The organism is Paracoccus seriniphilus (assembly GCF_028553745.1).
In the GTDB taxonomy this organism is placed as follows: domain Bacteria; phylum Pseudomonadota; class Alphaproteobacteria; order Rhodobacterales; family Rhodobacteraceae; genus Paracoccus; species Paracoccus seriniphilus.
In genome coordinates, this window is record NZ_CP067129.1 from 2,769,884 (window position 1) to 2,779,753 (window position 9,870).

The 9,870-nt window shown below is 62.2% G+C and carries 11 protein-coding genes; 8 read left to right on the forward strand and 3 right to left on the reverse strand.

Features of this window, described 5'->3' with window-relative positions; translation table 11 throughout:
* Nucleotides 1-20: 20 nt before the first annotated feature.
* A complete protein-coding gene (locus tag JHW44_RS13570; protein ID WP_089342403.1) occupies nt 21-359 on the reverse strand; it encodes an EF-hand domain-containing protein in 339 nt (112 codons plus the stop codon).
* A 214-nt stretch (nt 360-573) separates the two neighbouring features.
* On the opposite strand from JHW44_RS13570, the gene JHW44_RS13575 reads away from it, so the two are divergent.
* The 5 genes from JHW44_RS13575 to JHW44_RS13595 all read left to right on the forward strand — a co-directional run bounded on the left by JHW44_RS13575 (nt 574) and on the right by JHW44_RS13595 (nt 4,815).
* Nucleotides 574-1,281: a response regulator gene (locus JHW44_RS13575; protein WP_089342402.1), complete on the forward strand. Its 708-nt coding sequence runs from the start codon at nt 574-576 to the stop codon at nt 1,279-1,281.
* Entirely contained in the window at nt 1,281-2,456 is a 1,176-nt protein-coding gene (locus tag JHW44_RS13580; RefSeq protein ID WP_089342401.1) for an FIST N-terminal domain-containing protein, read from the forward strand. The genes JHW44_RS13575 and JHW44_RS13580 overlap by 1 nt, the downstream gene beginning before the upstream one ends.
* Nucleotides 2,446-3,768: an ATP-binding response regulator gene (locus tag JHW44_RS13585; RefSeq protein WP_089342400.1), complete on the forward strand. Its 1,323-nt coding sequence runs from the start codon at nt 2,446-2,448 to the stop codon at nt 3,766-3,768. Before JHW44_RS13580 ends, JHW44_RS13585 begins: the two co-directional genes overlap by 11 nt.
* Nucleotides 3,769-3,859: 91 nt before the next feature.
* Entirely contained in the window at nt 3,860-4,477 is a 618-nt protein-coding gene (locus tag JHW44_RS13590) for a hypothetical protein (protein WP_089342399.1), read from the forward strand.
* Nucleotides 4,474-4,815, forward strand: a complete 342-nt coding sequence (locus JHW44_RS13595; protein ID WP_089342398.1) for a hypothetical protein — start codon at nt 4,474-4,476, stop codon at nt 4,813-4,815. The genes JHW44_RS13590 and JHW44_RS13595 overlap by 4 nt, the downstream gene beginning before the upstream one ends.
* Nucleotides 4,816-4,819: 4 nt before the next feature.
* Here JHW44_RS13595 and ubiB read toward each other — a convergent pair whose 3' ends face one another.
* Nucleotides 4,820-6,358 (reverse strand): 2-polyprenylphenol 6-hydroxylase, encoded by a 1,539-nt coding sequence (gene ubiB, locus JHW44_RS13600; protein ID WP_089342397.1) that lies wholly within the window; start codon nt 6,356-6,358, stop codon nt 4,820-4,822.
* On the reverse strand, nt 6,359-7,105 hold the full coding sequence (gene ubiE / locus JHW44_RS13605; protein WP_089342396.1) for a bifunctional demethylmenaquinone methyltransferase/2-methoxy-6-polyprenyl-1,4-benzoquinol methylase UbiE: 747 nt from the start codon (nt 7,103-7,105) through the stop codon (nt 6,359-6,361).
* Between the two features lie 76 nt (nt 7,106-7,181).
* Between ubiE and mutM the strand changes: the two genes are divergently transcribed.
* From mutM to rpsT, 3 genes are all read left to right on the forward strand, one after another.
* Nucleotides 7,182-8,027 (forward strand): bifunctional DNA-formamidopyrimidine glycosylase/DNA-(apurinic or apyrimidinic site) lyase, encoded by an 846-nt coding sequence (gene mutM, locus JHW44_RS13610; RefSeq protein WP_089342395.1) that lies wholly within the window; start codon nt 7,182-7,184, stop codon nt 8,025-8,027.
* An 87-nt stretch (nt 8,028-8,114) separates the two neighbouring features.
* The gene (locus tag JHW44_RS13615) at nt 8,115-8,891 is read left to right on the forward strand and encodes an enoyl-CoA hydratase (RefSeq protein WP_089342394.1); all 777 of its coding nucleotides are present in this window, start codon (nt 8,115-8,117) and stop codon (nt 8,889-8,891) included.
* 153 nt (nt 8,892-9,044) lie between these two features.
* Entirely contained in the window at nt 9,045-9,314 is a 270-nt protein-coding gene (gene rpsT, locus JHW44_RS13620; protein WP_089342393.1) for a 30S ribosomal protein S20, read from the forward strand.
* Nucleotides 9,315-9,870: the final 556 nt, after the last annotated feature.

The following is a 9,870-nucleotide window of genomic DNA, read 5'->3' on the forward strand; positions in this document are numbered from 1 at the left end:
CCAATTCGCATTCCCGCTGTTCATTTCCGGGACTTCTTGTGGGCTTCAGCCATATGCGCAAGCTCGCCTTTGGTCACCACGCCATCCTTGTTCTGATCCAGACGGGCGAACATCTTTTCGGGGTTCATGTTCGGGCGCTTGCCACCTTCATGCTTGCCCTTGGACCGGTCGCCCTTTTTCGCTTCGCGTTGCTTGGCCCCCTGCATGAACTCTTTCTTGCTGATCTTGCCGTCCTTGTTTGCATCAAGATGCTGCATCATGGCAGCCGGGGCCATCTTCGGGCGCTGCTGCTCGGCCGATGCGACCCCCGCGAACAGAACTGACAACCCGGTCATGGCGATGATGATTTTCTTTTGCACTTTGTCGTCCTTTCAAACATCCGTCGGCATTGCCGCGGTTGAAGGAGGTTTAGACCCATCGGAATAAACGCAGGGTAAACGACGAAACCTGTCGCCAAATTTGCATGACTGTGCCCACAGCAGGCTTGCTTTACCTTCCACCGCCTCTACAATCTAAGTATGAGTTGCAGCGGAGGAGGAGCCTGACTGCACTCTTCTAACGGGAGGAATAACCATGATCACCGCAGCCACAACGGCGCGCGTGTCAAATCCGCCACGACTGTGCGCAGATCAGGTCAGAGAAATCCTGATCGTGGATGATCATCCACTCATGTGTGACGCGCTGGCGCTGACATTGAAGATCAGTTTCGGACTGAAACATGTCCGTACCGCACGCAGCCTTGCCTCGGCCATCGAACAGATCAAGGCGCAAGGGGCCCCTGACGCCGTCATCCTGGATTTGAACCTGCCCGATGCGCGCGGATCCGAAGGGATCGTCGCGCTGCGCCGGCAACTGCCCGACGTGCCCATCACGATGATTTCCGCCGATCTGGAGGCGGCAATGATTTCGGCGGCCATGGCGGCTGGCGCTCAGGGATATATAAGCAAATCGCTCAGCCGCGAGGCTCTGGTCGACAGCCTGCGGCGCATGTGGGATGGCGAGCATGTCACCCCCGAGGGCTATCGCCCCGAAGAGGCAGATGCCGATGAACAGGCCAAGGCGGAACTGATGCGCCGTTTCGCCTCGCTGACACCGCAGCAGATGCGCATCCTGCGGCTGATCTGCCAGGGCAAGGCCAACAAGGAGATCAGCTACGAACTGTCGATCGCCGAGGCGACCGTCAAGACGCATATCACCGCGATCATGTCCAAGATCAACGCACGCCGCAGGACTCAGGCAGTCCTGCTGGCAAATTCCATCCGGCTGTTCGAGGCTGGTTGATGAATACCGGCCTGATTGCAAAGGAGGGTGCCATCGGGCCGGTGGCTGTGCAGGCCGACCGCGACGCAGACGACGCTCAGGAGTCTCTTTTGGCCGGCCTGCGCGGCATCGATCCCGCATTGGTGCTGCTGTTCACCGACGATCAGACCCGGCTGCGCGATCTGGCAAGGGGGCTGCGCGACGCACTGCCGCCCGGCTGTCTTGTCGCAGGCTGTTCCTCGGCCGGGGAGATCGGGCCTTGCGGCTATACCAGCCAGAGCGTGCTGGCCATCGGATTTCCGGCTTCCGAATTCCGCGCCCATGCCCTGCAGTTGTCCAATCTGTCGGGGCTGCCGGTCTCGGAATGGATGACGGCACTACGCCGGATGCACAAGGATTTCTGTCCCGATCCGGATCGGTCGTTGTTCGGCCTGTTGCTGGTGGACGGGCTGGCCGGACAGGAGGACGCGCTGGTCGCCACCATCGACGCGGCGCTGCCCTCGGTTCCCACGCTTGGCGGCTCGGCCGGGGACGGGCTGGAGTTCGGACATACCTCGCTGCTGCTGAATGACGAGATCATTTCGAATGCAGCCATATTCCTGATGGTCGAGACCGGCTTGACCATCAGCGAGGTCACCTTTGCCCATTTCAGCCCCACCGCGACGCGCGCCGTCGTCACCGCCGCCCTGCCCGACAAGCGCCGGATCCTGGAACTGAACGCCGAACCCGCCGCCGAGGAATACGCCCGTATCATCGGCGTCCCCCAGGATCAGCTGACCCCGACCGAATTTGCCCGCCATCCGCTGTTGCTGCGCATGGGACGACGCCACCATGTCCGCGCCATCAGCGCCATCACCGAGGATGGCGGGCTGTCGCTGATGTCTGCAATCGACACCGGCACCGTGCTGACGCTGGGGCGGGCCGACGATCTGACACAGGGATTCGCCGATGCGCTGGACGATCTGCCCCATGCGCCGCTGATGGTGCTGGGCTTCGACTGCATTCTGCGACGGCTGGCACTGGAGCGCGCGGGACTCAGCGACCGGATGGGCGATCTGTTTGCCAAATATCGCGTGGCGGGTTTCAACACCTATGGCGAACAGCACAGCGGCATGCATGTGAATCAGACCTTTGTCGGACTGGCCTTCATGGCGCCGGACAAGGCTGCGCAGACTGGCAATCCCGATGCTGCGTGAGGACGATTCGGCCGCGCGCAAGGTCGAAAAGCTGACCCGCATCAACCAAGTGCTGATCGACCGTATCGACCGGCTGGAAGAATCGCGCGGCTCGGCCTGGTCGATGTTTCAGGCCGCCGTCGCACTGGAACAAGAGGTTCTGACCCGCACCCGCCAGTTGGAACAGGCCATGGCCGATCTGTCACAGCGCAACCGTGAACTGGCCGTGGCCCGCGCGGCCGCCGAAGAGGCCAACCGCTCGAAGACCCGGTTCCTGCGTGCAGCCAGCCACGATCTGCTGCAACCGCTTTCGGCCGCGCGGCTGTTCCTGTCGGCATTGACCGATACGCCGATGGATCCCCAGCAACTGGAGTTGACCGACCGGCTGTCAGGTGCCTTTGAATCGGTGGAACAACTGATGCATGCGGTATTGGATATTTCCCGGCTGGACAGCCAGCGGATCGAGTTCAACCGCCAGCCGGTGCCGCTGCACGATCTGTTTCGCAAGCTTGCGGCCGAATATGCCCCGCTGGCCGAGGCCAAGAACCTGAAACTGTCCTTCGTCCAGACCGATGCCGTCGTCGAAAGCGATCCGGTGTTCCTGCGACGCATTGCGCAGAACCTGATATCGAATGCGATCAAATATACCAGCCGCGGGGGTGTCGTGGTCGGAGTGCGCCGGCAGCGAAACACCTGCTGGCTCTGCATCTATGACACCGGCGCGGGAATACCTGCCGTGGATCGCAACCGCATCTTCGAGGAATTCCAGCGTCTCGGCCATGATTCCGGCACGCCGGGGATGGGGCTGGGCCTGTCCATCGTGCGCCGGGCCTGCAACAAGCTGGGCCATCCGATAAGCCTGAATTCCGAAGCCATGCGCGGCACCGTCTTCAAGGTCGGCCTGCCCCCCGCCGAGAGCGACCACTGCCCCCGCCCCGCCGTCAAGGATCTGCTGACCACCACGTTGCGCGGGCGCGTAGCCCTGATCATCGAGAATGACGAAGCCATGCGGCGAGGCTATGAGCTGACACTGCAGGATCATCTGGGCATGGTGGCGCGGCTTTGCGGCAGCACCGCCGAAGCGGTTGCAACCATGGGCGAAGAACCCCCCGAGGTGATCATCGCGGATTACCACCTGGAACATGGCGATACCGGCGTTGCCGCGATCGAGGCCCTGCGCTCGCGGTTGAACCAGCCGGTTCCCGCAATCATGGTCACCGCCCATCGCGATCCCGATATCGCGCGCACCTGTGCCGCCATGGGCGTGCATCTGATGGAAAAGCCGCTGCGTCCGTCCGAACTGGGAGAGACATTGGCACGGGTTCTGGGCTGAGCTCTGCGACCAAGGGCTGATGGACGACAGGCGGGGGCTTGCCCTGCGGCGCACACCCCGCAACTGTGAGATGGACATGGAGGAGAGGTCAATGAGACGCCTATTCGCAATCATGCTGGTATCAATGCTGGCGGGGCTTGCCAGCGGGCCTGTGGTGGCGGGCGAGGCGGGCGATATCGTCTTTGCCAATCGGGGCCCATGGTCGCTGCCTGACAGTTCGATCGCCTGGACCGTGAATGTCGCGGGCCCCGAGGCACCCGGTTTCCTGCCAGTGCATGATGGGTCGGTGACGCTGGCGGAAATCATCGACCCGTCAGATCAGCAACCCGCGCTGCAACTGATCCGCAAGACGGATGCACGGAGCCAGAAGATCGGTCCCTTTCCGATCTCGGGCGGCGATCCGGTGCTGACCTTTTTCCTTGAACAGACCTCGCGCGACATGGCGCGGCTGACCGGCGGAAGCCCGTTCTACATCCGCAACCGCATCAAGGACGCGGTCTTTCGCGGCGGGCAGATCGCACGGGATGGCGATTCCGTCGTCGCGACATTCCAACCTTTCGCTGCCGATCCCAATGCCGCGAAGATGAACGGGTTCCAGACACTGAAGCTGACCTTCGTGCTGGATGATCCGGCCGCGCCCATCCGCGAGCTGCGCGCCGAGACAGAAGGCGATATCCCCGGCTATCTCAACCACATGGTTCTGCAATGAAGAAACGGCTTGCGACGGCCTGCCTGGCGCTTGCGGCGGCGACCCCGGGCTGGGGTCAGGCGGTGAATGACTATCCGACCAATGCGCGGGCAGAATATGTCTTTACCTGCATGGCAACCAATGGCCAGAACCGCGCCATGCTGGACCGCTGTGCCTGCGCCATCGACCAGATTGCCTCGGTTCTGCCCTACGAGGATTACGTCAATGCCGAAACCGTGCTGCGCATGCAGCAGATCAGCGGCGAACGCGCATCGATGTTCAAGGGAATGGCCGAGATGAACGAATTCGTCGCACGCCTGCGCCGGGCCGAGGCTGAAGCAGAAATCCTCTGCTTCTAGCCGCCTATCCCAGCGCCAGCCCGATGGCCGCGCCCGCCGCCAGCGACAGCACCGTCACCAGCCACAGCGGCACCTGCGTCTTCGCGCGGCTGTCTGCCTCGGCCGCGACATCCTCGGGATGTGCGCGCTCCCACAGGGCCTGTTCGACCATCTGCGGCAACAGCGGGCCATAGCGTCCGACGGTCTGGACGATCTTGCTCATATCGGCCGCCACGGCCTTGGGACCCAGATTGGACTTGATGTAATCCGAGACCACCGGCTTGGCGGCATCCCAGATGTTCAACTGCGGATCGACCGAACGCGCCACGCCTTCGACGACCACCATGGTGCGTTGCAGCAGGATCAGTTCGGTCCGCGTCCGCATACCGAAACGCTCGGTCACCTCGAAGAGATAGCCCAGCAGATTCGCCATGGAAATCTGGCTGGCATCAACACCGAAGATCGGCTCTCCGACGGCCCGAAGGGCGCGGGCAAAGGCGGCCTCGTCACGGTCGCGCGGCACATATCCGGCCTCGAAATGAACGCGGGCGACGCGGCGATAGTCGCGGCGGATAAAGCCCATCAGGATCTCGGCATAGACGCGACGCGAATATTCATCGATTTCACCCATGATCCCGAAATCATAGGCAATGACATCGCCATTCGCCGCGACCTTCAGATTGCCGTGATGCATGTCCGCGTGGAAAAAACCGTCCCGCAAGGCATGTTGCAGGAACAGTTGAATGACCCGTGTCGCGATGCGCGTGACATCATGGCCCGCCGCGATCAGCGCCTCGCGGTCGCCCATCGGCAGCCCCTCGGCCCAATCCGAGGTCAGAACCCGACGACCCGACAGATGCCAATGCGGCGCGGGCACCGCAAATCGTTCGTCATCCCTGGTGTTTTCTGCAAATTCCGAGGCGGCAGCGGCCTCCAGCCGCATGTCCTGTTCACCGGCGACGACGCTTTCGAAATGGCTGACCACATCGCGCGGGCGCAGACGGCGACTGCCCGGTGACAGGAATTCGATGATCCCCGCAGCGAAATGGAATGCGTCGATGTCACGGCGAAAGGCGGCCGCGATTCCGGGGCGCAGCACCTTCACGGCAACCTCTTGCCCGGTTTCGGCAATGCGCGCCCGATGCACCTGCGCGATCGAGGCCGCTGCAACCGGTTCCGAGAACTCGGAAAACAGGCTGTCGACCGGCTGGCCCAATTCGGATTCGATGGTACGCTTGGCGATCTCGGTGGGGAAAGGCGGCAGACGGTCCTGCAGCATCCGCAGCTGATCGGCCAGTTCGGTGCCCACGACATCTGCCCGGGTCGAGAGAATCTGCCCGAACTTGATATAGGCCGGTCCCAGCGCGGTGATTGCCCGCGTCAGCGGCGGCAGATTCGGGTCCCCCTTGTAGCCCAGCCAGCGAAACGGCCAGCCCAGCACGCGCGCCGCGATGCGCAGACGCGGCGGAGCCTCGACCGCGTCCAGCGCGACCTGCATGGCTCCGGTGCGCTCGAATGTGGCGCCCGTCCGGATCAGGCGCAAAAGATTGTGAGGGCCGCGCATCTAGAGCTTCCATCCTGAATGCAACGCCGCGATTCCCATCGACAGGTTGCGATATTGCACACGGTCAAAGCCTGCCGCGCTGATCATGTCGGCAAATTCCTGCTGTTCGGGAAAACGGCGAATCGATTCGACCAGATACTGGTAGCTGTCACGATCCCCGGTCACCGCCTGTCCCATGGCGGGAATCACGTTGAAGCTGTAGCGGTCATAGGCCCATTGCATCGCCGGGACCGGGATCCTGTTGAATTCCAGGACCATCAGCCGCCCGCCCGGACGCAGCACCCGGAACGCCTCGCTCAGCGCATCGGAAATTCGGGTGACATTGCGGATGCCGAAGCTGATCGTATAGCGGTCAAAGCTGTTGTCCGCGAAAGGCAGGGCCATGGCATCGCCCGCGACCCAGGCCAGGCGGTCGATCTTTTCCGCGGCATCGGCACGCTTGCGCCCCTCGACCAGCATGGATTCGGTCATGTCGCAGACCGTGACACGCGCGCCCGGTGCGCGGTCCAGGAAACGAAAGGCGATATCGCCCGTGCCGCCGGCGACATCCAGCAGATGCTGACCGTCGCGCGGCGCCAGCCAGTCCATCATGGCATTCTTCCAGACGCGGTGGATTCCGCCACTCATCAGGTCGTTCATCAGGTCATAGCGTGACGCGACGCTGGAAAAGACCTCATGCACCATCCCTGCCTTGGCGTCCTCGTCGACCGTCCGGAAACCGAAATGTGTCTGCTTCTTGTCACTCATGCCGCTTGCCGTTCCTTGCCTCAGCCGCCAGATAAGTCCCGTGCGACGCGCGCACAATGCAGCGAAAGGGAACAGATTGCCAGAACTGCCGGAAGTCGAGACCGTCAGGCGTGGCCTGATGCCGCATCTTGAAGGGCAAAGGATCGCGCGCGCCGAGGCGCGCCGTCCCGATCTGCGCTGGCCCCTGCCGCCGGATCTGGTTCAGGTGCTGACCGGCGCCACCGTCACCACCCTGCGGCGGCGATCGAAATACCTGATGGCCGATCTGGATCGCGGCGGCATCCTGCTGCTGCATCTGGGCATGTCGGGGCGGATGCTGATCGAGAACGACCAGCTTGGCGGCTTTCATCGCGATCCCTCGATTCTGCCCCGCCACGATCATGTCGTGCTGACCACCGAGGCCGGCACGACGATCACCTTCAATGATGCACGCCGTTTCGGCATGGTCGATCTGATCCGCGACGGGCAATCCCATCCTTTGCTGGACCACCTGGGACCCGAACCCTTCGACCTTGAATTCACTCCTGATTATCTGGCCGGGGTCTTTTCCGGCCGGCGCCTGCCCGTGAAACAGGCGTTGCTGGATCAGAAGATCGTCGCCGGTCTGGGCAACATCTATGTCAGCGAGGCCCTGCATCGTGCCGGTATCGACCCCCGCCGCGCGGCGGGACGAATCGGGCGGGCGCGGCTGGCCAGGCTGACCGGCCATATTCGCGACGTTCTGACCGAGGCCATTGCCGCAGGCGGGTCATCCCTGCGCGATCATCGGCAGGCGACAGGCGAGCTGGGCTATTTCCAGCACAGCTTTCACGTCTATGATCGCGAGGGGCGGCCCTGCCCGCGAACCGGCTGCGACGGACAGATAAACCGAATCGTTCAATCGGGCCGATCCAGCTTTTTTTGCCCGCGATGTCAGCGGTAACGACCCACCCGCGCCAAGTGCTTGGCTTTCACTCCGCCATGCTGATAGGAATCGGCACAACGCTTATTCGCAACGAGGTCCAGGCCTATGGCTTATGAAACCATCATCGTGGAAATCGACGACGAGGTCGCCCTTGTGCGACTGAACCGGCCCGAGGCCCTGAACGCGCTGAATGCGACGCTTCTGGGCGAACTCTCCGAGGCGCTGACCGAAGCCGACAGGAACGACAAGGTGCGCTGCATCGTTCTGACCGGCAGCGAAAAGGCTTTTGCCGCCGGAGCCGACATCAAGGAGATGGCCGAGAAGAGCTTTGTCGAGGTCTACTCCGAGGATCTGTTCGGTGCCAAGATCGAGGCCATCCAGCGGATTCGCAAGCCGATCATCGCCGCCGTCAGCGGCTATGCCCTGGGTGGCGGCTGCGAACTGGCCATGGTCTGCGATTTCATCATTGCTGCCGAGAATGCCAAATTCGGACAGCCCGAAATCAACCTTGGCGTCGTGGCCGGAATCGGCGGGACCCAGCGCCTGACCCGCTTTGTCGGCAAATCCAAGGCCATGGACATGAACCTGACCGGTCGCTTCATGGATGCAGCCGAGGCCGAGCGCTCGGGTCTGGTCAGCCGCGTGGTCCCCACGCCCAAGCTGATTCCCGAGGCGATGAACGCGGCGCGCAAGATTGCCGAGAAATCCGCCGTGGCCACCAAGGTGGTCAAGGAATCGGTCAACCGCGCCTATGAAACCACGCTGCGCGAAGGCCTGCTGTTCGAACGTCGCGCCTTCCATTCGCTGTTTGCCACGGATGACCAGAAAGAAGGCATGGCCGCTTTCCTTGAAAAGCGCGAGGCCCAGTTCCGCGACCGCTGATTAGGGGTTCCCTTTCCGGCTTTCTTGCCTTAAGGACCCACGCTTACATGCGCGTGGGCCCGCTTAGGCAAGAATCATGTCCGTTTCATTCGAAGCGGCAGGAATGGGTCTTTTGCGCAATTGAAATGTCAAAGACCCGATAGGACCTGTACCATGGCCAATACGCCCCAATCCAAAAAGCGCGCACGCCAGGCGCTGCGCCGCACCGACATCAACAAGGCACGTCGCTCGCGCATCCGCACCTATCTGCGCAAGGTCGAGGAAGCCATCGCATCGGGCAATGCCGATGCCGCACGTGACGCCCTGAAGGCAGCCCAGCCCGAACTGATGCGCGGCGTGACCAAAGGCGTCGTCCACAAGAATACTGCAGCGCGGAAAATCTCGCGTCTGGCAGCGCGCGTGAAGGCGCTGTCGGCGGCCTGATTCCGAACGGCAAGCCAGCCAAAAAACCCAGTGAATAGGCCTGCCAAGGCCCTGAAACCCAGATCGGGCGCAAGCATGCAGCTTGCGCCCGATTCCCGTTGCCGCACGTGCGAAACGACTTAATAAATCGTTAATTTTCAATGCCTTTAGGTTTTTTTACTGTAGAGTCAAAGGCATCCGAGATTCGAATTCGTAAACAACCTGTCAAGCGCATAGTTCGGTTGCGCGACGCCTGAAGCTGTTGCTAGTTTCACCCTGCGATTCACGTCGCTTTTGGGGGACGGGCCGCTCCACCCATCGGGTCATCACGCCCCGATCAGGACCGGCCAGGCGACGAAGCAGAGTCATCTCTCTTCTGCCCTCGGATTCATATGGCCGGCTGCCATCGGCCCTGTGAATTCCGTGTCTATTATGGTTGAGGGCTTGTGGCCCACTCATGCGTGCCGGTTTTGGTCGCAGGGGTGATCTGTTGCGTGCCTCCCCCCGGACAGGTCGTGGATCCATCGCCCAGCCGCATTTTCGGCTGGGTCGGGGACAGAACAGATAGGGCAAGAAG

Bases quoted from the DNA above. Each gene is read 5' to 3' on its own strand.
- JHW44_RS13575 (WP_089342402.1), top strand. From the start codon at position 574: ATGATCACCGCAGCCACAACGGCGCGCGTGTCAAATCCGCCACGACTG.
- JHW44_RS13580 (WP_089342401.1), top strand. From the start codon at position 1,281: ATGAATACCGGCCTGATTGCAAAGGAGGGTGCCATCGGGCCGGTGGCT.
- JHW44_RS13585 (WP_089342400.1), top strand. From the start codon at position 2,446: ATGCTGCGTGAGGACGATTCGGCCGCGCGCAAGGTCGAAAAGCTGACC.
- JHW44_RS13590 (WP_089342399.1), top strand. From the start codon at position 3,860: ATGAGACGCCTATTCGCAATCATGCTGGTATCAATGCTGGCGGGGCTT.
- JHW44_RS13595 (WP_089342398.1), top strand. From the start codon at position 4,474: ATGAAGAAACGGCTTGCGACGGCCTGCCTGGCGCTTGCGGCGGCGACC.
- ubiB (WP_089342397.1), bottom strand. From the start codon at position 6,358: ATGCGCGGCCCTCACAATCTTTTGCGCCTGATCCGGACGGGCGCCACA.
- ubiE (WP_089342396.1), bottom strand. From the start codon at position 7,105: ATGAGTGACAAGAAGCAGACACATTTCGGTTTCCGGACGGTCGACGAG.
- JHW44_RS13615 (WP_089342394.1), top strand. From the start codon at position 8,115: ATGGCTTATGAAACCATCATCGTGGAAATCGACGACGAGGTCGCCCTT.
- rpsT (WP_089342393.1), top strand. From the start codon at position 9,045: ATGGCCAATACGCCCCAATCCAAAAAGCGCGCACGCCAGGCGCTGCGC.